This is a genomic window from Acidovorax sp. LjRoot204 (assembly GCF_056175785.1).
The window spans coordinates 1-21,511 of record NZ_JBGFFF010000025.1 but is presented as its reverse complement, the minus strand read 5'-3'; the positions used below and the strand labels follow the sequence as shown (position 1 = coordinate 21,511).

The 21,511-nt window shown below is 62.3% G+C and carries 18 protein-coding genes; 17 read left to right on the top strand and 1 reads right to left on the bottom strand.

Translation table 11 applies throughout. The features are described from left to right. Positions 1–129: 129 nt before the first annotated feature. Complete coding sequence (locus tag AC04MI_RS07335; protein ID WP_436077055.1) at positions 130–1,413, bottom strand: SEC-C metal-binding domain-containing protein; 1,284 nt, start codon at positions 1,411–1,413, stop codon at positions 130–132. A gap of 347 nt (positions 1,414–1,760) precedes the next feature. On the opposite strand from AC04MI_RS07335, the gene AC04MI_RS07330 reads away from it, so the two are divergent. The 17 genes from AC04MI_RS07330 to AC04MI_RS07250 form a co-directional block, all read left to right on the top strand. Next, positions 1,761–2,999: an ROK family transcriptional regulator gene (locus AC04MI_RS07330; protein WP_436077056.1), complete on the top strand. Its 1,239-nt coding sequence runs from the start codon at positions 1,761–1,763 to the stop codon at positions 2,997–2,999. Next, positions 2,996–4,486 (top strand): sugar ABC transporter ATP-binding protein, encoded by a 1,491-nt coding sequence (locus tag AC04MI_RS07325; protein ID WP_476497477.1) that lies wholly within the window; start codon positions 2,996–2,998, stop codon positions 4,484–4,486. Before AC04MI_RS07330 ends, AC04MI_RS07325 begins: the two co-directional genes overlap by 4 nt. After that, positions 4,467–5,483: an ABC transporter permease gene (locus tag AC04MI_RS07320; protein ID WP_476497475.1), complete on the top strand. Its 1,017-nt coding sequence runs from the start codon at positions 4,467–4,469 to the stop codon at positions 5,481–5,483. Before AC04MI_RS07325 ends, AC04MI_RS07320 begins: the two co-directional genes overlap by 20 nt. Positions 5,484–5,678: 195 nt before the next feature. Next, on the top strand, positions 5,679–6,659 hold the full coding sequence (locus AC04MI_RS07315; RefSeq protein WP_476497474.1) for a substrate-binding domain-containing protein: 981 nt from the start codon (positions 5,679–5,681) through the stop codon (positions 6,657–6,659). A gap of 113 nt (positions 6,660–6,772) precedes the next feature. Continuing rightward, positions 6,773–7,783, top strand: a complete 1,011-nt coding sequence (locus AC04MI_RS07310; protein WP_436077060.1) for a sugar phosphate isomerase/epimerase family protein — start codon at positions 6,773–6,775, stop codon at positions 7,781–7,783. A gap of 56 nt (positions 7,784–7,839) precedes the next feature. Continuing rightward, positions 7,840–9,003, top strand: a complete 1,164-nt coding sequence (locus AC04MI_RS07305; RefSeq protein ID WP_476497473.1) for a Gfo/Idh/MocA family protein — start codon at positions 7,840–7,842, stop codon at positions 9,001–9,003. Between the two features lie 678 nt (positions 9,004–9,681). Then, entirely contained in the window at positions 9,682–10,539 is an 858-nt protein-coding gene (locus tag AC04MI_RS07300) for a type II secretion system protein (RefSeq protein WP_288851255.1), read from the top strand. A 22-nt stretch (positions 10,540–10,561) separates the two neighbouring features. After that, positions 10,562–11,395, top strand: a complete 834-nt coding sequence (locus tag AC04MI_RS07295; RefSeq protein WP_056063942.1) for a type II secretion system protein — start codon at positions 10,562–10,564, stop codon at positions 11,393–11,395. A gap of 63 nt (positions 11,396–11,458) precedes the next feature. After that, positions 11,459–12,382, top strand: coding sequence for a type II secretion system protein (locus AC04MI_RS07290; protein ID WP_056063940.1), 924 nt, complete (start codon positions 11,459–11,461; stop codon positions 12,380–12,382). Beyond that, a complete protein-coding gene (locus AC04MI_RS07285; protein WP_056063937.1) occupies positions 12,383–12,886 on the top strand; it encodes a hypothetical protein in 504 nt (167 codons plus the stop codon). Next, positions 12,883–14,196, top strand: coding sequence for a hypothetical protein (locus AC04MI_RS07280; protein ID WP_476497471.1), 1,314 nt, complete (start codon positions 12,883–12,885; stop codon positions 14,194–14,196). The genes AC04MI_RS07285 and AC04MI_RS07280 overlap by 4 nt, the downstream gene beginning before the upstream one ends. After that, entirely contained in the window at positions 14,193–14,780 is a 588-nt protein-coding gene (locus AC04MI_RS07275) for a hypothetical protein (RefSeq protein ID WP_099730540.1), read from the top strand. Before AC04MI_RS07280 ends, AC04MI_RS07275 begins: the two co-directional genes overlap by 4 nt. Before the next feature lie 132 nt (positions 14,781–14,912). Then, on the top strand, positions 14,913–16,715 hold the full coding sequence (gene mshL, locus AC04MI_RS07270; protein WP_476497469.1) for a pilus (MSHA type) biogenesis protein MshL: 1,803 nt from the start codon (positions 14,913–14,915) through the stop codon (positions 16,713–16,715). Next, positions 16,712–17,722, top strand: coding sequence for a tetratricopeptide repeat protein (locus AC04MI_RS07265; RefSeq protein ID WP_436077063.1), 1,011 nt, complete (start codon positions 16,712–16,714; stop codon positions 17,720–17,722). Before mshL ends, AC04MI_RS07265 begins: the two co-directional genes overlap by 4 nt. Next, positions 17,719–19,224, top strand: coding sequence for an ExeA family protein (locus AC04MI_RS07260; protein WP_056063921.1), 1,506 nt, complete (start codon positions 17,719–17,721; stop codon positions 19,222–19,224). The genes AC04MI_RS07265 and AC04MI_RS07260 overlap by 4 nt, the downstream gene beginning before the upstream one ends. Then, entirely contained in the window at positions 19,208–20,953 is a 1,746-nt protein-coding gene (locus tag AC04MI_RS07255; RefSeq protein ID WP_099730536.1) for a GspE/PulE family protein, read from the top strand. Before AC04MI_RS07260 ends, AC04MI_RS07255 begins: the two co-directional genes overlap by 17 nt. A gap of 22 nt (positions 20,954–20,975) precedes the next feature. Further along, positions 20,976–21,511: type II secretion system F family protein (locus AC04MI_RS07250; protein ID WP_476497467.1), on the top strand; the 536-nt coding region annotated here is incomplete at its 3' end.

Sequence of the window (21,511 nt, the reverse complement as noted above, 5' to 3'; positions counted from 1 at the left end):
GTGCCGCGCGGAGATCCGCCGGCGGCTGAAGCCAGGGGCTCCTTGCTGCGAAGCTGGCAGTGCTGAAGCCGGAGGAGGAGGCGGTTCAGCGTGGCAACAGCGCAGCCTCTGGGACGACGAGTCAGGCCTTCAGTTCAGTTTGCCGCAACATTGTTTGTATTTCTTTCCGCTGCCGCATGAGCACGGCTCATTTCTGTTTCGGCCTTTCTGTTGTGGCGCCTTAATCACCGGCGAGTTCGTGGCTACGACTTTTGCCTGGCGCATAAATAGACGAGGGCTGTTGCCAGGAAACCATTTGCTCAGAAGAAATGTGTCCGTGGCGGCAACTATCCCGCCAGAAATTGGCTCCAGCGCGCCCCACGTGCTTGTTGTCGCGAAGCGCAGCAGCTTTGCGGGAAGTGAATCCACCAGAGTTGGCTTTCCAACACTCTCAACGTATCGCCGTAGCGTCTCTTGAGCAGCTGCTGCCGGACTCCCTGCCGCTAGCCAATCGCGGAAAGACTGTGCGTGCTTGGATTGACGCAAATCGATAATTTGACGAGCAGTCAACTGCTTATTTGCGAAAGCTAGCCCCAGATCAGGAACGCCTGACACTTGCTGAATCTGCGCGAAGGCCGTACGGCCGTGAGGTGAGAAGCCCAGCCTTTGCCCTTTTGCCTGTAGGACGGAGAGAGTTGAAGCATCGCCTGTAAGCTCTCCCGCTTCTATCTGGCTGCCGACACTAAGCAGAAAGTTCTCGAATACGACCCGCAAAACCGCGCGAATTTCAGGAGAATCATGCTTTTCAGGCGGAACATGAGGGTTAAAGATATTAATGGTGTTCGCCTTACTGCCGACCAAATTTTCAATCGCTCGGCCACCATTGCGAATAGATAGCATTGCCTGCAGATATGGGCTGTCCTGGATGTCTCGGTATGCTTCTGCTCTAACCCCCTCCAAAAGCGATTCCGTTGAAAGTTGAGCTGTGTGATCCAGCAGCAATCCCTTGTACTGCTGCCTCGTTACGGACGTTGAAGCTGGGTTCATTGCCATGAATGCCGCGTCAATTGCCTGGTCCAATGGTAGGAAGTGACTAGTAGCCAGATTCGGTATCAAACGTTTGTTTTCTGGACCATCTCCAACTTTGAAAAAGACGACTCCTCCGGTGCCCACATAACCAAACCACTGATCGAATCGAGTGAGGACGATGGTTCGAGTTTGGAGCAGCTCAAGGAGGACATCGTCGCCAAGCATGAATCTGAGTACAGACAATATCTGCAAGTTGCCAGTCGGAATGACTACTTGGTCATACATGAGCAGGTAGTCGGCAAGCCTTGCCCAATAAGCGGGCCCATTCACCATCATGTCTGAGGCACGTTCTTGGCTTTGAATCATTGGCCAAATGCCCAGGTCTGTTGCAAGGAGTCTGCGCATAGAGGAACTGATGCCTAGGTGATGGGCCTTCCCAATCGGCAGTCCATTTCTGGGCTGGCTGTTTAGATTGGCGAGGCAAGTATTGAGGATGGCTTGTTGCTCAGTTTCGCGGCACTTTTTTATAGTGCTACAAGCATTGGCATAGGCCAGATCATATTTCGCCTTCGGGTTTTATTTGGAAGTGCTGTCTTGCCATAAACCTCATTCCTATTGCATCGGTTCCAATAACCTTTGATCTGTTTTTGGTCAAAGTTCAGTCTTGTCCGGCCAAAGTAGACCGCATAGCATCCCTGTCAAGCACCCACCCCCCATGAGGTGCTGCACAAAAACATGACAGGAGACAAGCCTTGCCATCCACCCGCTGGAGTCACTGCGGCGCCGAAGACCTGAGCGTCTTGCAGACCATCTTCTGGTCCGCCGGCGCGTCGCGCAATGCGCTGGCGCAGCGCCTGGCCTATTCCAAGAGCAAGGCCAACGCCATGGTCGCGGCGCTGCTGGACGAAGGCCTGCTCGACGAGGTGGGCCTGCAAGAATCCTCCGGCGGCCGGCGTGCCGAAACCCTCCGCTTAAGCGAAACCCTGGGCGTGGTGATTGGCGCAGACCTGGGCGCGACCAGCATGCAAATCGCGGTGATGCGCCCCGACATGACGGTGCTGGCGCGGCACCGTGAGCCGATTGATGTGCGCCAGGGGCCGGGCGTGATCCTGGCGCGGGTGCGGGGGCTGATGCGCGAGCTGTTGGCGCGCTGTGGGCTGGCCCCGAATCAGGTGATTGCCATTGGCATGGGCGTGCCGGGGCCGGTGGATTTTGAAAGCGGGCAGCTCGTCAACCCGCCGCTGATGCCCGACTGGGACGGTTTTTCCATTCGCGACTACCTGCGCGAGGCGTTTGCCGCGCCGGTGTTTGTGGACAACGACGTGAACCTGATGGCGCTGGGCGAGATGTACCGGCTGCAGCGCAATCTGCCCAACTTCCTGGTCATCAAGGTGGGCACCGGCATTGGCTGCGGGATTGTGTGCCACGGGCAGGTGTACCGGGGCGCCAATGGCTCGGCGGGTGATGTGGGCCACATCTGTGTGGACCAGCACGGCCCGCGCTGCCACTGCGGCAACCAGGGCTGTGTGGAGGCGATGGCCGCAGCGCCCGCCATGGCGCGCATGGCGATGGAGGCCGCGCAGCGCGGCGAAAGCGCGCTGCTGGCTGAGCGGCTGCAAAGCACCGGCACGCTGACGATTGAAGACGTGGCTCAGGCCAGCCGCACGGGCGATGTGGCGGCCAACGCGATCATCCAGCGCGCGGGCAGCCTGGTGGGGCAGATGCTGGCGTCCATCGTCAACTTCTTCAACCCGTCGCATGTGTTCATTGCGGGGCGGGTGACGGACATGGGGCCGCTGTTCCTCGCGTCGGTGCGGCAGAGCGTGTACCACCGGTCGCTGGCGCTGTCGACGCGGCACCTGGAGATTCAATACGCGCCGCTGGCCGACGATGCCGGTGTGGTGGGCGCAGGCGTGCTGGCGATGCAGGAGAGCCTGTCGCGTTCGGGCTCTGTAACGGCTGTGGGCGTTGGTGTGGGGGCAGCGCGATGAGCGTCGCTGTCGAGTTCCGCAACGTCACCAAGGAGTTTGGCCCGGTGCGCGTGCTGCACGGGGTGGGCTTTGCGCTGCAGCCGGGCCGCGTCTATGGCCTGCTGGGCGAGAACGGCGCGGGCAAGTCCACGCTGATGAAAATTTTGGCCGGGTACGAGAGCCCGACCACCGGCGAGGTGGTGGTGGACGGCGCGGTGCGTGCCCCGGGCGGCGGATCGCGCGCGGCCGAGGCGCAGGGCATTGTGCTCATCCACCAGGAGTTCAACCTGGCGGACGACCTGACGATTGCGCAGAACATCTTCTTGGGCCACGAGATCAAGAAGGGCCCCTTCCTCGACGACAAGGCGATGCGCGAGAAAACGCGCGCTGCTTTGGCACAGGTGGGCCTGCCGCTGGACCCCGACACGCGCGTGAAGAAGCTCATCGTGGCTGAAAAGCAGCTGGTGGAGATTGCCCGCGCGCTGGCCCGCAATGCGCGCTTGCTCATCATGGACGAGCCCACCGCCACGCTGACCCCGGGCGAGACGGAGCGCCTGTTCACGCTGATGGCCGGGCTCAAGGCTGCGGGCGTGACCATCRTCTACATMTCGCACAAGCTYGACGAAGTGGAGCGCACCACGGACGAGGTGRTSGTGATGCGCGACGGCCKGCTSGTGGCGCGYGAGCCCACGGCCAGCGTCACSCGGCRGCAGATGGCCAACCTSATGGTGGGCCGCGAGCTGGCCGATTTGTTCCCGCCCAAGCTGCCTGCGCCTGCGGGTGGAGAGCCCGCCATTCAGGTGCGTGGCCTCTCGGTGCCGGGCTGGGCCGAGGATGTGAGCTTTGACGTGCGGCGCGGCGAGATTCTGGGCTTTGCCGGGCTGGTGGGGGCCGGGCGCACCGAGCTGTTTGAAGGTCTGCTGGGCCTGCGCCCGCGCTCGGCCGGCACGGTGGAGCTGGCGGGCAAGCCGGTGAATTTGAAAAGCCCGCGCGATGCGGCGCGCCATGGCCTGACGTATTTGAGCGAAGACCGCAAGGGCAAGGGCCTGCACGTGCACTTCAGCCTGCGGCCCAACCTGACGCTGATGGCGCTGGAGCGCTATGCCAAGCCCTGGCTCGACCCGGCGGCCGAGCAAGCTGCGCTGCGCGATGCGGTGCACGAGTTCGGCATCCGCACGGGCTCGCTAGACGTGCGCGCCTCATCGCTGTCGGGCGGCAACCAGCAAAAGCTGGCGCTGGCCAAGGTGCTGCACCCCGGCCCCAGCGTGGTGGTGCTGGACGAGCCCACGCGCGGCGTGGACGTGGGCGCCAAGCGCGAGATTTATCACCTGGTGCAGCGCCTGGCAGAGCAGGGGCTTGCTGTTGTGGTGATCTCGTCTGAACTGATGGAGCTGATCGGCCTGTGCCACCGCGTCGCGGTGATGCGCGCCGGGCGGCTGCAGACCACGCTCCAAGAGCCTCATTTGACCGAAGAGGAGTTGATCGCACATGCCACAGGTACCCGCTGAAAACGCCACCACTGCAGCGGGCCGCCACGGCGGCGCTACGGCCTGGTCGGGCAAGCTGCACGGGCTGGGCCCGGTCATCGGGCTGGTGCTGCTGTGTTTTGCCGGCACGCTGCTCAACAGCAACTTCGCSACCTWCGACAACGYGATGAACGTGCTCACGCGCACGGCGTTCATCGGCATCATCGCGGTGGGCATGTGCTTTGTGATCATCTCGGGCGGCATCGACCTGTCGGTGGGGTCGATGGCGGCGCTGATCGCGGGTTCGGTCATCTTGTTCATGAACGCGATGGCGCCCGTGCTGGGCTCGCCCATGGCGGCCGTGGTGGTGGGCATGCTGCTGGCGGTGTTGCTGGGCGCGGTGTTCGGTCTGGTGCATGGCCTGCTCATCACCAAGGGCCGCATCGAGCCCTTCATCGTGACGCTGGGCACGCTGGGCATCTTCCGCGCGTACCTCACGTACTTCTCCAACGGCGGGGCCATCACGCTCGAGAACGATCTGTCGGACATTTATAGCCCGGTGTACTACGCCAACCTGCTGGGTGTGCCGATCCCCGTGTGGATCTTCCTGCTGGTGGCTGTCATCGGCGGCGTGATCCTGAACCGCACGGCCTATGGCCGCTATGTGCAGGCCATCGGCTCCAACGAGCAGGTGGCGCAGTACGCGGCGGTGGACGTGCACAAGATCAAGATCCTCACGTACATGCTGCTCGGCGTGTGCGTGGGCATTGCCACGCTGCTGTATGTGCCACGCCTGGGGTCCGCATCGCCCACCACGGGCCTGTTGTGGGAGCTGGAGGCGATTGCCGCCGTCATCGTGGGCGGCACGGTGTTGAAGGGCGGGGCGGGCAGCATCACCGGCACGGTGGTGGGGGCCATCCTGCTCTCGGTCATCAGCAACATCCTCAACCTCACCAGCATCATCAGTGTGTACCTGAATGCGGCGGTGCAGGGGTTCGTGATTATTGCCGTGGCCTTCATGCAGCGCGGCAAGCGGTGATGGAGTGGCTGGAACAACTCTCCTGGCGTTGTTGCTGTGTCTTGCCGTGCTACTCGCACTGTCTGCGACACAGCGCCTAGCCAGGGCCGCTTCGCTGAGTTTTCCAGCCACTCTTTGYGCGCATTTGTTTTTTTCAAGGTGTTCCCCAGCCGGCCAGCTTCCATGGCCATATTCCAAAGCAACAGGAGACAACGCATGAACAGCCAACTTTCTTCTTTCACCCGCCGCCTGGCCCTCTCGGCCGTGGGCGCCGCCGCCTTCGCATTGGCCGGCCCCGCCGTGGCGCAGGCCAACAAGACGGTGGTGGGCGTGGCCATTCCGTCGGCCACGCACGGCTTCACCGGCGGCATCGTGTACTGGGCCAACCAGGCCAAGAAGGACCTGGAAAAGGCCCACCCCGGCCTGCAGGTGATCGTGAAGACGGCAGGCGGCGCACCCGAGCAAGCCAACCAGCTGCAAGACCTGGTGACGGTGAACAAAATCAACGCACTGGTTATCTTCCCGTTTGAATCCGCCGCGCTGACCAAGCCCGTAGCCCAGGTCAAGGCCAAGGGCGYSTACGTGACSGTGGTSGACCGSGGCCTGACCGACACCAGCGCGCAGGACGCSTAYGTGGCSGGYGACAACACCGCCTTCGGCMRSATTCCGGCCGAGTACATCGCCAAGSMGCTSGGCGGCAAGGGCAACGTGGTGGCSMTGCGCGGCATTGCCACCACGCTGGACAACGAGCGCATGGACGCSTTCAACAGCGTGCTGAAGAACCACCCCGGCATCAAGCTGCTSGACGCCAAGTACGCCAACTGGAACCGCGACGACGCCTTCAAGGTGATGCAGGACTACCTGACGCGCTTTCCGCAGATCGACGCCGTGTGGGCGGCCGATGACGACATGGCCGTGGGCGTGCTCAAGGCCATCGAGCAGGCCAAGCGCAAGGACATCAAGCTGGTGTTTGGCGGCGCGGGTGCCAAGGGCATGATCAAGACGCTGATGGACGGCAGCAACCCGCTCATCCAGGCCAACGTGTCGTACAGCCCCAAGTTCATCTACGACTCGATCAAGCTCACGGCCGAGGCGCGGATCAAAGGCGAGAAGCTGCCCGCCAACACCATCATTCCGTCGGTGCTGATCACCAAGGAAACGGCGAAGGACTTCTACTTCCCGGACTCGCCGTTCTGATGGTGTTTTGAATCAAATAGGCCTGTAGCGCTTATTCATCAAGCGCAAGCAGCTATTGAAAAGATAGCTGCTTGCCGCTTGTACATCCGCAACCACACGCCCTTGGAGCCGCCATGCCAAGACCCGTCACCCTCTTCACCGGCCAGTGGGCCGACCTGCCTTTGGCGCAACTCGCGCCCCTGGCCAAAAGCATGGGCTACGATGGCCTGGAGCTGGCGTGCTGGGGCGACCATTTCAACGTGCAGGAGGCGCTGTCGTCGCCCCAGTACGTCAAAGACAAACACGCATTGCTGGCCCAGCACGGCCTGCAGTGTTTTGCCATCGGCAACCACCTGGTGGGCCAGGCCGTGTGCGATCTGATCGACGAGCGCCACCAGTCCATCCTGCCACCCCATGTGTGGGGCGATGGCGAGCCCGAGGGCGTGCGTCAGCGGGCTGCGGCCGAGCTGGCAGACACGGCGCGCGCTGCCGCGAAGTTTGGCGTGAAGACGGTGACGGGGTTTACCGGCTCGTCGGTGTGGCATTCGATCTATGCCTTTCCGCCCACCACGCAGGAATACTGGGACAAGGGCTTTGCCGATTTTGCGAAGCGCTTTGGCCCCATCCTCGATGTGTTCGAGCAGCACGACATCAACTTCGCGCTGGAGGTGCACCCCACCGAAATCGCGTTCGACATCGCATCGGCCGAGCGCGCGATTACGGCGGTGGGCGGTAACAAGCGCTTCGGCTTCAACTACGACCCCAGCCACCTGGCTTACCAGGGCGTGGACTACGTGAAGTTCATCCGCCAGTTTGCCGGCCGCATCTACAACGCCCACATGAAGGACGTGTGGTGGGGCAAGGGCGATGGCACGGTGGGCACCTTTGGCGGGCACACCAGCTTTGGCGATGCGCGGCGCAACTGGGACTTTCGCAGCGTGGGGCGCGGGATGATCGACTTCGAATCCATCATCGTCGCGCTCAACGACATCGGCTACCAGGGCCCGCTGTCGGTGGAGTGGGAAGACAGCCGCATGGACCGCGTGCACGGCGCAACGGAGAGCGCGGCGTTCTGCAAACGGCTGGATTTCAAGCCGGCAGCCGGCGCATTCGACGCCGTGTTTGCGCGCGACAAGCAGGCCTAGCCGCACCCCTGCATAAAACCGATAACAACAACACACAGCGAGCAAAGGCGTTTCGTATGTCCAGTGAAAGAAAGCTCCGCTACGCCATGGTCGGCGGCGGCCAGGGCGCCTTCATCGGCGCGGTGCACCGAAAGGCCATGGCGCTCGACGGCCAGTTTGAACTGGTGGCGGGCGCGCTGTCATCCTCGCCCGAGCGGGCGCGCGCATCCGGCGTCGAACTGGGCCTGGCGGACGACCGCAATCACGGCAGCTGGCAGGACCTGCTGGCAGACGAACTGCGCCGCCCGGCGCATGAGCGCATCGACCTGGTGAGCATCGTCACSCCCAACCATGTGCACYWCCCGGTSGCGCWGGCKTTCGTSSARGCSGGCTTCCAYGTGGTGTGCGACAAGCCGCTGGTGCACACSMGCGCSCAGGCCGAYGMRCTGGTSGCGGCCGTGAAGAAGSMGGGCACSSTGTTCGGCGTGACCTACAACTACACCGGCTAYCCSATGGTGCGCGAGGCGCGCCACCTGGTGCACAGCGGCGCTCTGGGCCAGCTCCGCAAGATCACCGTCGAATACAACCAGGGCTGGCTGGCCACCGCAGTGGAAGAGGGCGGCGCCAACAAGCAGGCCGACTGGCGGCTGGACCCGGCGCGCAGCGGCAGCGCAGGCACGCTGGGCGACATCGGATCACACGCCGAAAACCTGGCCGCCACCGTCACCGGCCAGCACCCCGCCTGGGTGTGCGCCGACCTCACCACCTTTGGCGCCGGGCGGCAGCTGGACGACGACGCCCAGCTGCTGCTGCGCTACGACAGCGGTGCACGTGGCTTCATCGTGGCATCGCAGGTGGCAGCGGGGCTGGAGAACGACCTGCGCCTGCAGGTGTCGGGCACGCTGGGCACCATCACCTGGCGGCAAGAAGAACCCAACCAGCTCATCCACTCCCCGGTGGACGGCCCGCGCCGCATCCTCACGCGCGGCTCACCGTGGCTCAGCCCGGCGGCGCTGCAGGCCGGGCGCATTCCTGCGGGCCACCCCGAGGCCTTCATCGAAGCGTTCGCCAACGTCTACCTGGGTGTTGCTGCCGACATCCGCGCGCGGCAGGCAGGCACGGCGGCCGACTCGCTGCACGCCGACTACCCGCGTGTGGAAGACGGGGCGCGTGGGGTGCAATTTATCGAGCGGGTGTTGGCTTCTGCGGCCAGTGAGCAGAAGTGGACGGCGGTGGGGTAAGCAACGCTCGCGTCGCGGCGCATGGAAACTGTAGCTCTACGATCCAAGCGATGAAACAGCGTTGATAAGGGGCGCAACTCGCATGCGACTCTGATTTAGGCTGCACGGGCCGCAGCCCTGGACGGAGTGCGCTCGTCGCGTATCCCTCCGAAGGTTGGGTTGCCGCGATAACCGCTATCCCGACCTTCGGCGGAGTCTTCTGGGTTGGCTGAATCAAGCTTACGCCGCGGAGCGGCTTCGTACACGTGTCTGTGCTCGACCAGCCCCATGCCAAGGCTAGCGTCAAGCTCCGAATGTCCTCAATTTCCGAGCCAGGAAAACCCCTATTTTTTCGATAGCTTTGAGCTATTGGAAATGGTGACTAATTGTTTGTTTTTGTTGCTGTTGTGTCACTAATACATACGCACTATGGCTAAGCGAGGGCACTTGCGCGATGCTTGCGCACCATCTTTTGAAGTTGGTGATTAAACAAAGAGTGGCAGTAAGCCATTGATTCATATCAAAAAAATAGATGGATGGGATGCGGGTCGGACGCCACCAAGCAAGCGTTGCCAGCAGTGCCGCAAGGCAGTTGAGGGATGCAAAACGCGTGGATCGCTGACGCCAATTTTTAATTGTTTACTTTCGTTACGTTTAGTAATCTCCGCGCTCACTCTTCTTTCAACGCCTGAGGAAATCATGCGATCACTTTTCTCCGTCCTGCCTGCTCGGCGCGCACACTGTTCTCCCGGTTCCCGAGCGACGCAGGGTGGTTTTACCCTGGTGGAATTGGCTGTTGTGCTGGCCGTCATCGGCTTGATCATCGGCGCCGTGGCCATCGGCAAGGATGTGCAGCGCAATGCCGAGTACACGAAGATCAAGAACAAGTTCATTGACCAGTGGGAGCAGGCGTACAACCAGTACTACCAGCGCACCGGCGTGGTGGTGGGCGATAGCCAGACCGCGCCCCGCATCATGGTGAACGGGACTGCTTACGTGGCAGCAGCGGGTTCTCCCACTTCGGGTGGTGACATGGCTGCACTGGTCGCAGTTGGCTCCGAGCCAGTCCCCGTTTGCTCGCGCAATCCTGAAACCGGGACCATGCGCTCAGACTCTCCTTTTACGGTCAATGTGAATGACCTTCGTGCCTACATGACGCGCGCAGGCATCCGCATGCCGCCTGGTCGTGCAGAGGGGCAGGAAGACCTGTATGTCTACACCGATACCAACGGCTCGCCGCAGGAAATCCAGGTGTGCTTTCAGTGGAACCGACCCACGACACCCGAGGGCTCGGGCAATGTCATGGTCATCTCTGGCCTGACTCCCGACCTAGCACGCATGCTGGACCAGATGATTGATGGCAAGCCTGACGCGCAAGAAGGTCGCTTCCGCCTGCGGGGCATTGCCAACGGCACGCCGAATGGGCCTGGTGTGGAATGGTCTGCCAACAACTCCTTCGGCCGCGGCGCAGGCGCCACCACGGCCACCGGCGCGGGCAACACCCGTGACGAAGAGCAGGTCATCACCCTGACCGCCATCTACAAGATGAACCAGTAATCAGGGCGAGGAAAACAACATCATGAACCAAGTATTCAAGAACCTGGCCCGCCGCTCGCCATCAACGCGTCAGCAGGGTTTCACGCTGGTCGAGCTGGCGGTTGTGCTGGCAGTTATCGGTCTCATCATCGGTGCCGTGGCCATCGGCAAGGATGTGCAGCGCAACGCCGAGTACACCAAGATCAAGAACAAGTTCATTGACCAGTGGGAGCAGGCGTACAACCAGTATTACCAGCGCACGGGCGTCGTTCTGGGAGACAACCAGACTGCACCTCAGAACATGGTCAACGGCGAGCGTTTTCTGGCAGCTGGTACACGCTCTGGCCGCGACATGACCGGTGTTACCCCGCCCAACGCCATTTGCCGTGCGGCAGCAGGGCAGGGCATGACGCGAGGATTCACCGCTGGTACGGATCCTGACCTGCGCGCCCTGATGACGCGTGCCGGTATCCGCATGCCTCCCGGCCGTGCGGAAGGTCTGGAAGACCGCTATGTCTATCTGGACACCAATGGCAACCCGCAAGAAGTCCAGGTGTGCTTCCAGTGGAACGTGCCGCTCGGTAATGGCTCTGCCGCGAATGCAGTGGGTGATGGCATGGGCAACGTGATGGTCATCACCGGCCTGACGCCTGACTTGGCACGCGCGCTGGATCAAATGATCGACGGCAAGCCGGACGAGCGTGAAGGCCGTTTCCGTCGCCAGGGCGTGCTGAACAACGCTGGCGGCACCAATCCCAATGCGCCGGGGCAGGAGTGGCAAGCCTCCAACCGTGACCAGATCGGCACGACCAATGATCGTGCTTTTGACGAAGACCAGATTGCCATCGTCACGGCCATCTATCGCATGAATCAGTGATGTGGCTTGAGCCCTTCCACCCTTGACCCTTTACACAACTTATTCCCCTCGTCGGAGGTTTCAATGAAAAAGATGCATTCGTTTCGTGGGCTGGGCCGCAAGGTCCAGCAAGGTTTTACTCTGGTTGAGCTGGCTATAGTGCTGGCCGTCATCGGCCTGATCATCGGTGCCGTGGCCATCGCCAAGGACGTCCAGCGCAATGCTGAATACCAGAAGGCCGTCAACAAGTTTGCCTATCAGTGGAAGATGGCCTATGACCAGTACTACCAGCGCACCGGCGTGGTGGTGGGTGATTGCCAGCAGGCGCCAACCTACATGGTGGATGGCTCTGAAACCTCTATCAACGGCGGCAACGCTTGTACGCGTGCGGGTTCCATGGCTGTTCCCGGCATTCCAGCCAGCTTCACAGACCGTGGTCGCAAAATCTGCTCTGGCCAGGGCTACGCTGCAGACACGGTCGGTGCTGGCGACACTACGCTGGCAACACTGAACCTGCGCGAACTGATGACCCGTGCTGGTGTGCGTATGCCCCCTGGCCGTGGTGAAGGACACGAAGACCGCTTCCTCTACATCGACTCCAATGGCAACCCGGCTGAGCTGCAAGTTTGCTTCCAGTTCAACAACGCGGGCGTCGCAAGCGGGGCGGGGAACGTCATGGTGATTCGTGGACTGACGCCCGATCTTGCGCGTTTCATGGACCAGGTGATCGATGGCAAGCCGGATTCCCGCGAAGGCCGCTTCCGCATCCAGGGCCGCCCCCAGCAGACGGCATCCACCGAAGCCAATGCACCCGGCACCCAGTGGGAGGCCAACAACACGCAGGGCGTTGCCATCAATGTGGGCGGCAACAGCACTCAGATGAACACCAGTGATGCGCGCTCGCCCGTAGTCAATGCCGCTGGGAACGCGGGAGGCACGGCTGGAGGCCGCACCTTCGACGAAGACCAGGTCATCTTGCTGACCGCCCACTGGATCATGGAGCAGTAATTGAACGGCACCCGTACGCTCAAGCTGGCCTGTCTGGCACTGGCCACTGCCCTGCTCGGCGGTGGAGCCTGGTTGGCGCAGCGCGGTCTCAAGCAACTGGCTTGGGAGCGCCAGCAATTCGCTCAGTTGCAACAGGGGCTCGAAAGCGCCCGCAGTCTTGTGCCTGAAGTGCAGCGGCGCGAGCAACTGGTGCGTTCTATCAAAGACGTTTCCCAACAGGTGGAACGCATGGGCTTTGACCCGTCCCAATGGGGTGAACGTCGCTTACGCCGGGCCGTAGCCCCCGCGACGCGGGTCGAGGCTGCTCAGTTCCTGGGTGAACTGGGCCGTGGCGGAGCAGGGCAGATATTCGTGGCTGATGTTTTCGAGATCGCTACTGTGTCGCCTGAAGCCAGCCTGTTCCAACCCCCGATGCCCGGCGACCAAGGGCTTTTGCTGGGTGTCACGGGCACGCTGCACTTTCAGACGGCGTCTGTCTCTCCATCGCCGAAGGTGACTCCATGAGTGCAGAACATGTGTATCGCGTCGCCAGCTCCGGCTGGTTGCACTGCCACGGGCATCAGGTCGAAGAAGTTCCTGCATGGCCGCGTCTGACCCACAGCGCGCTGGTGGTGTTGGACATGGACGACGTCTATACCGACGTCTGGCGTTTCGAGGGCAAGACCGAATACGCAGCCGCTTTGGTTGAAAAGCGTGTGCGTACGCAAGGCCTCGTCGAAGGCGCGGCCCATGTCGTGGTGCACCGGCTGGTCAAATTGCCGGGCGGCTTTCAGGTGTTCTTCTCGGCGATTTCGCTGGATCTGTGGCAGCGTTGCACGCAATGGGCCAAGGAGCAGGACGACCATTGCCTGGTGATGATGGCTGGCGGGCTCCTGTGTGACGGCGTGGCGTCTGGCAGTGCGCGCGTCGTGCTGTCCCAGCGGCGGCTGATGTGTTTTGTGCAATCCGAAGAAGGCATGGTTTTTGGCTCAACCCAGGCGCTGGGTTCTGGGCCATCTGCCATGGCCAGTGCGGCCCAGGTGCTGACCAGCAACCACAGTACCTTGTTGATGCGGCTGGGTGCGGAGGCTGTGGAGTGGTGCACGCTGTGGTCTACGCAGCCTGCGGATGTGGACACCTGCCTCGCAGCTGTACGCAGCGTAGTGGGCGGGGCGCCAGTGGTCATGCATGCGCAAGAGATGACGCTGGCTGCTGAGCGGGTACATACCGTGATGCCGACATTGGCGCGCAAGGCTGCAGGCCGCCATGCACTGAATCCTAGTCTGGAGCGGGTGGCGTGGCGTGCCGAGCGCTGGGTGGCTCCTATCACCGTGGTAACCGCGCTCGTCGGCATCGTTCTGGCCATCGTGGGCGTGCTGGTCGGGCAACTGGCGGATCAGCAGCGCAATGCGGGAATGAACCAGCGCGCTGAGCTGGAGGCGCTGCAAAGCCGAATCCAGGCGGTGTCGTTGGTGRAAGCTCCGGGGAAGCTGCTGCCGGTGGCCGAGTTCTCGCGCACGCTGGATGAGGGCGCGCGCCATGACCCAGTGGCGTTCATGGCAGTGTTGAAAGCTGCCTCCAACAAGGACATTCGGATTCAGCGAGTACGTCTGGAAACGACGAGCTCTTTAGGGAGTGCACAACCCGGTAAAAAAGCCTTCCGTGTAGACGGCGTGGTCGCACCCGGTGCCTCGGCTTCTGTGACACGCTGGGTCTCCCAGATGGCAGCGGCTGGCTGGACGCTCCGGGCAGTGGATCCCACCTTCACGCTGCCAGGTTCTTTCTCGTATGAGCTGGTGGCCAATGCAGCTGCTCCAGGAAATGTGAAACCATGAAATACGCGGCTTTACTTCTCAATGGGCTTGCCATTCTTTTGCTCGGCTGGGGGCTCTATGGCGTGTTTCAGCTCACTCAAGCGCGCACTCCGTCGATGCGTCCCATGACCGTGGAGCTGGCGCCCTTGCCAGCCGCTTTGCGCACGGATCAGGAGCGCGTGACCGAGGCCTTTGGCGCCATGTCTCGCATCCAGGCGCAGACGATGGCGGCAGGCACCGATCCGCAGCGTCTGATCGCGCTGCCAGTGCCTGGCAGTGATGTGGTGGGCAGTGTGCAAATGCCGCGCCGCTCCCTGTCATTGCATTTGGACGATCTGGCCTCTGAGCGGCAGTCTGTGGTGATTGACGGCCAACTGGCACGCCAGGGTGCACGGCTGGAGGGCGGTGGGCGTGTTGTGCAGGTGCGCCCCAGCGAGGCGGTGGTTACCGAGCGGCTGGGTCGTCAGACTTTGACGCTGCCTCAGGGGGAACTGCGGGTGGGAACGCTGCGCTGGCCCGACGGATCGCTGGCAAGCATTAATACCCAGGAGTTCCGCTCGGGTCTGCCGGGCGGACAACCTGGCCCTATCAAGAGCTTGCCATGACCACGAAGGCCCGCCGGCAGCAGACAGACAACGTGACTCGCGGCTCGACGCGTGCATCGCGTTGTGGGCTCCCGTTGGCTTCTCCTCATGACCATTTCAAGAAATCACGCTAGTAGCGCCAAGGACAGCGACATGAACAATCCTCCATTTTTCAAGCCATTGGCGCTGGTATGTGCCGCCCTGGTGCTGGCTGGTTGCGCCAGCCCTTCGCCCCGCAGCGCTTCCAGCCTCCCGCCGCCAGATACCACTGCAGCAGACCAGATGCGCGAGCACGCTGCGCAAGAGGCCCAGCGTTTGCTGGTACATCAGCAGATGTTGCTGGCCGAAATCAACAAGACGGCAGCGGCACCTGTCATCGCTCCGGTGGCCCCGGTGTTCGATCCTCTGGAAGGCAAGCTGATCAATGTGGCCATGTCCCGAGCCAGCATCAGCCAGATCTTGAGTGCGTTTGCCGACGCAGGAAACCTGAACCTGATCGTTGATCCCAATGTGCTGAAGGGCGGGCAGCTTGCCGACATGCACTTGCGCCAGGTGACACTGCGTGAAGGCTTCAACGAAGTGCTGCGCACCTATGACGTGGCTGGCGAATTCCGCGGCAATACGCTGCGCGTGAACCTTACCGAGGAGAAGTTCTTTTCATTGAACTTTCTCAATACCAAGACCAGCATCCAGATGGGCTCTGGCGGTAACGTTTTCGGCASCTCCAATTCGGGCGGCGGGGGCGGAAGCGGGAGTGGAAGCAGCGGGGGCGGCGGATCGGGTGCCCAACAGGGCAGCCTGACCATGTCGGGCTCTGGCGGCGGAAGTACGGATCCGTACCTGGAAATCGAAACCGCCCTCAAGTCGGTATTGGGTGACTCGCACCAAGACCGCCTGGCCCAGCAGCAGCAAATGCAGCAGCAGAACCTGACCATGACGACCCCGGGCTCGTCCTCGTCGCCTTGGATTGGGAGTGGGGCTAACCCAACACGTCCCGCCCAGTTGCCGCAGGCGCCCTTGGCCACGATGAATGAAGACAGCGGCTTCACATTGAACAAGATGACTGGCACGCTGTACGTGAAAGCCCGTCCCTCCAAGATGCGCGCCGTCGAGAAGATGTTGGCCCAGGTGCACAAGGTGCTGGGCAAGCAGGTGTATGTCGAGGCTCAGCTGATCGATGTACAGCTGTCTGACAACTTCGAGTTTGGTGTGGACTGGACGTCCTTGCGCAGCCGTCTGGCGGCAGGCTTTGGTTCGTCGCCCATGCAGCTGGGTGGCAGCTCGGGTACGTTGCCGAATGCCGGCACGGGCTACCCTTCGCGGGCCATTTCCATCCCCGCAGCGCTGATCGGTAGCGTGGCTGGGCCTGCACTGGGCGTGTCTTACCAAGGCAGCAACTATGGCATTGTGATCAATGCACTGCGCTCCTACGGAAATCTGAAGGTACTGTCCAATCCCAACGTGCAAGTGCGCAACGGCACGCCTGCATTGCTGTCCGTTGGCACTAGCTCGCGCTACGTGTCGCAGTCCGCATCCACGCAAACCGTTCCTGGTGGCGGTGCGTCCACTACATCTTCCAGCGTACAGACTGACACCGTGTTCTCCGGTGTCATGGTGGGGGTGCTGCCCATGGTCCGTGACGATGGCCGCATCGAGCTGTTGCTGAATCCCATGCAGAGCGATGTCGACCCTGCCAGCCTGCAACTGGTGGCTGTGGGGGGAGACAATCTCGTCTCTCTTCCCAAGGTGAGCTACAAGGGGCTGACCACGACCTTGAACGTGGGCGATGGCGACGTGGTGGTGGTCGGGGGGTTGATCGACCAGCGCAGCTCCAATAACGACCGTGGAGCACCTGGGGTGTCTGACGTGCCTTTGCTGGGCAAGCTGTTCGGCAATGAGAACAAAGTGCACGGAAGCCGTGAGCTGGTGATCGTCTTGCGGGTGCGTGTGCTATGAGCCTCATCCACGACGCGCTGAAATCCATGGATGCGCCTCAAGATTCCAAGCCTGCCATGGCAAGGGCTTCCAAGGCGGCGGTGCGTGGCCGTCCTGCATGGCTGGATGCCATGCTGGCTTTCGCCGTCGTATTGGGGGCGGGGATTCTGGGGTGGTTTGTCTGGCAGACCCAGATGAAGCCCAAGGCACTGCCGCCGCCGATGGCTGCTGCGCCAAGTCCGGCCCCCGCTGCAACGCCAGCCCCGGTGGCGGTCGCTTCGCCCGTCGCTGAAACGGCTGCGCCTGCTGCGGCATTGCCAACGCCAGTGACGGTATCCGCTGCTGACCCTGCTGCGGCCGCCAACTCTGCCATGGCTGCTGCTCCTGCACCGGTAGTTCCTGCGCCTGTTGCCGTGCCAGTTCCCGCAGTCGCTGTGGCGGCTCCCGCAGCTGCGCCCGTGCAGTCAGCGACTCCCGCTCCGGCAGTTGCCATGGAGCCTGCTGCGCCCAAGATGGTCGTGGCGACCAGCCCACGCAGTGATGCTGCTACGCCCGCACCCGCCGCGGTGACCCGCAGCAGTGCGACGCGACAGGCGCATGGTGCCAACCGCTCCAGTACGCCGGCTGCGCCCGCAGTGGCGACGGCCCCGGCCGTGGATGACACTCCGGTGGAGCTGCGCTTTGCCCGTTTCGTCGCCGCCATGAAAGAGTCGCGTACGGCCGATGCTGAACGTGAATTAGCTGCGTTGAAGGAGCGTCTGCCGGCAGGGTCTTTGGGACTGTTGCGCGCGCAAGCCTGGTTTGACCTGCGCGCCGGCCGCGATGCTGCTGCTGCAGACGGTTATCGCGCCATCCTTGAGCGGCTGCCAGGCGATGAAGAAGCTGCCATCAACCTGGCCAGCATCCAGTCGCGCCAGCAAAAGACTGAAGAAGCCCGCGCAACCCTTGATGCCGCATCGCGACTGCAACCAGATTCGGCTGCGTTGCGGGCCGCATTGGCCCAGTTCACCCCTGCTGCACGCCAATGACGGCCAATTCCATCTATGCCACGCTGGGGTTGTCACGCAACCCGTTTCCGCCGACGCCGGATGCGGGTTCGTACTTCTTCACGCCTCGGCTGGAGGAGGATTTCGCGGAGATCGTGCACTGCATCGAGGCGCGCAAGGGCTTTGTTCTTCTGACAGGAGAAGTGGGGCTGGGCAAGAGCACTTTGGTGCGGCGCCTGCTGGACACCCTCAGTGGCAAGAACTGCCACTCAGCGCTGATCCTGAACACCTTTTTGCAAGACAGCGCTCTGTTGTCGGCCATACAGTCGGACTTCGGTTTGCCACCCTCGGACTCCGTGGAGCAGGGACTGGCGCGACTGACCGAGTTCCTAATCGCGGGGCATCAGGCAGGCGAGATCAGCTTGCTGGTGATCGATGATGCGCAGAACCTCAGTGTGGAATCGCTCGAGCTGGTGCGCTTGTTGTGCAATCTGGAAACCGGCCAGGAAAAGCTGTTGCAGATCCTGCTGGTCGGACAGCCCGAGCTTGAGGAAACCCTGGCGACGCCGGAGTTGCGTCAGCTCAAGAGTCGCATCATCAAACACGCTCGGCTGTCGGGTCTGCAAAAGGATGAAGTCACCCGTTACTTCGACTTTCGCGTGAACGCTGCGGGCGCAGAGGGGCGCCTCTCCATCGAACCTGCAGCTGCGGACGTTTTGCACCGGGCCACGCAGGGAAACCTGCGACGCATTCACTTGGTGCTGGACCGTTGTCTGTACGGTTTGGCGAGTACCAGGGCATCTGTGGTGACCGAGCCCCTTGTTCAGCGTGCGGTGGCCGATCTGCCTGCATTGGGGGATGAAGCCGCAGTGATCGCCAAGGTGACTGGTGGCCATCGCGGTCGCAAGGCCTGGGTGCTCGCTGGCCTGCTGGCGGGCACGACAGCAACAGTCGCGTTGGCCAGCTGGGGGTTGGCTACCCAACCCAGCGAGCATGTATCGCCAGCAGCCCCCGTGGTGGCAGCTCCCGCCCCCGAGGTAGTTCGGCCAACGGTGTCGGGCGAGGCCTCAGCATTACCGCCCAATGGCAGCTCTGCGACCGCCTTCGTGGCGACTGCACCGACACCCAAGGCGCAGCCTGCGGCTGCGGTACCTGCTCGCCAAGCCTGTGAAAACCAGCTCAAGGCGGCAGCTGCTGCTGACGAGGTGGTGCATGTTTACCGCCTGCCCGATGGCATGGCCGACAGCCTGAAACCGTCGACTCGCCTGTGCCGCTTCAATGTGGACAAGGAGTCCTGGGTCGCATGGCTGAGTCGCAACAACACGCGCAATATCGAGGCCGCCGAGCAGGTCACGCGCAAGGTGCAGGGCAAGCTCAAGGGCATGGGCCTTCTGGACAAGCGTGAGCCTGACGACGGTTTTTTTGGTTCGAAGACTGGAGAGGCGTTCGCCCGCTTTCAACTGCAGCAGGGTCTGCCGCCGACTGGCAAGCCCGACGAACTGACCTTCTTACTTCTGGAGCATCAGGATGCATCCCCCCGCTGAATCATTGCTAGAGGCCTCGGGCCAGTTGCAGCCCGCAGGCCCTACGGCCGAGGATCGCCTGGCGGTGCTGCGTGACAAGAGTCCTTCCCTGGGCGCTGCATTGGTCAATGCCGGCCTTGTGTCTGCAGTCGCCATCGACTATGTGTTGCAAAAACAGAAGATCGAGAAGGTGCCTATGGGCAACCTTCTGGTGGAGCTGGGTTTCGCAAGTGCCAACGAGGTCGCACGCCAGCTTGCTGGCCAGCGCGGACTGCGCTTTGTCAACGCCGATGAAATGCCGGAGCCCGATACGGCCGTAGCCGGCATCTTTAACCGATCGTTGTGCCTGACTTATGGCTTCCTGCCTGTGCGGGAAAACGACGAGGGCCTGATCGAGGTAGTGCTTGGCGACGCACAGCCTGATACGGTGACCGAACTTGTGCAGCGCAAGCTGGGCAAGGGATGCCATTTTTTCCAAGGTGAATTCGATAGTGTTGCCCAGGCCATCCAGCAGCACTATTACTTCGCAGAGCACCCGCCGGCACGCCTGATAGAGAGCGAGGTCCGCAAGCTTGAAGCCGACGTAGATCGTGCTTACAGCCCCGCCCGTTTGCTGGAACACATGCTCCACCTGGCGGTGCGCGAACGGGCGACGGATATCCATCTGGCGCCCACGGCGCGTAGCCGTTCGGTGCTGCTGCGCGTAGACGGTGTTTTGCGTCCGGTGTTCGCGCTCTCGCCGGCCCTGGACCGCCTGGTGGTCTACGTCAAGCTGCAGGCCGACATGGATGCCAGCGAACAGCGCCTGCCCCAGGACGGTAGCTTTACGGCACAGGTGATGGAGCACAACTTCACCATCCGTGTCTCCACCTTGATCTCTGAATTTGGCGAGCGCATGGTGCTGCGCCTTTTGCCCGAACGCAGCAACCTGGACAAGCTGGCAGACCTCGGTTTTCTGGAGGAGGATGTTGCTGTCATGGCCAAGGCGTTCTCGCGTCCGCACGGCCTCATCCTGATCACGGGCCCTACCGGCTCAGGCAAGAGCACGACGCTGCATGCCGCGCTGCGCATGCAGCCCTTGATTGAGCGCAATGTGCTGACCGTGGAGGACCCGGTGGAGTACCGCGTCCCGGTCGCCTGCCAGACCGAAGTGAACCGCCGTGCGGGCTATGAGTTCGCCAATGCCATGCGGCACTTTCTTCGGCATGACCCCGACATCATCCTGGTGGGCGAAATCCGGGACTCTGAGACTGCTCGTGCTGCGTTGGACGCTTCCTCTACAGGTCACCTGGTGTTGTCGACCTTGCACGTGGGCAGCATTTTTGGGGTGATGCCTCGCCTCAAGCTGCTGGGCGTGGACACGGAAACGATTGCCGAAAACCTGGTGGCAGTGATCAACCAGCGCCTTGTGCGCCGCATTTGTCCACACTGCGCCAAGCCACGTCTTGCGACTGACGATGAGCGCCGCTGGCTGGGGCAGGGCGCTGCGGGCGAAATGCTGCAGGTGTTCCATGGTGCCGGCTGCCATCACTGCCGCGACACGGGGTATCTGGGCCGCCTGCCGGTGTACGAAATGCTGGTGGTCAACCGTGATCTGGCGGACGCCATCGCCTCTGATGCCACGCGGGCCGAAATGCGGCAACGCGCACTGGCAGCGGGCATGCGCCCCATCTTGACGTTGGCGCGACACCGCGTGTTGGCAGGTGAGACCACGATGGAGGAAATCCTCCGCACCGTGGGCGAGGACTGAGCCGCTTTGGCGGAAGCATTGCATGGCCAATCTCAACACTTATTACTACCGCGTACTGCTGCCCCATGGCGGGGTGCGCTCGGGTCTGTTGCGCCTGGCAGTCAAGCGCGACTTATCGGCTCGCATGCGGCTGGAGGCCGACACTGACGGCACGGTGATCAGCCTCTGGCGTTTTCCTGCCTGGCTTGCAGTGGTGGCCGATGCGCTGTTGCATCTGTTCCGAAAGCAAGTGCGTGGCGAAGACCTTGCGGGCTTCCTTCGCGACCTGGGCCTCATGATGCGCGCAGGCGTTCCCGCCCTCGATGCGCTGACCACCCTGGTGGAAGAAAGCCATAGTGTTGGCAACCCTGCCATGGCGTCCGTTGCACGCAACATGCTGGACGACCTGAACGCGGGTGTGGGCATGACCGAAGCTTTCAACCGGCACCCCAATGTGTTCCCTGAGACGGTGCGTAACCTCATCTCCATCGGGGACCAGACAGGTACTCTGGACCGCATGCTGGGCGAAGCCGCGGAGCACGTGGAGCGCATGATCAATATCCGGCGCGATATCAAGAC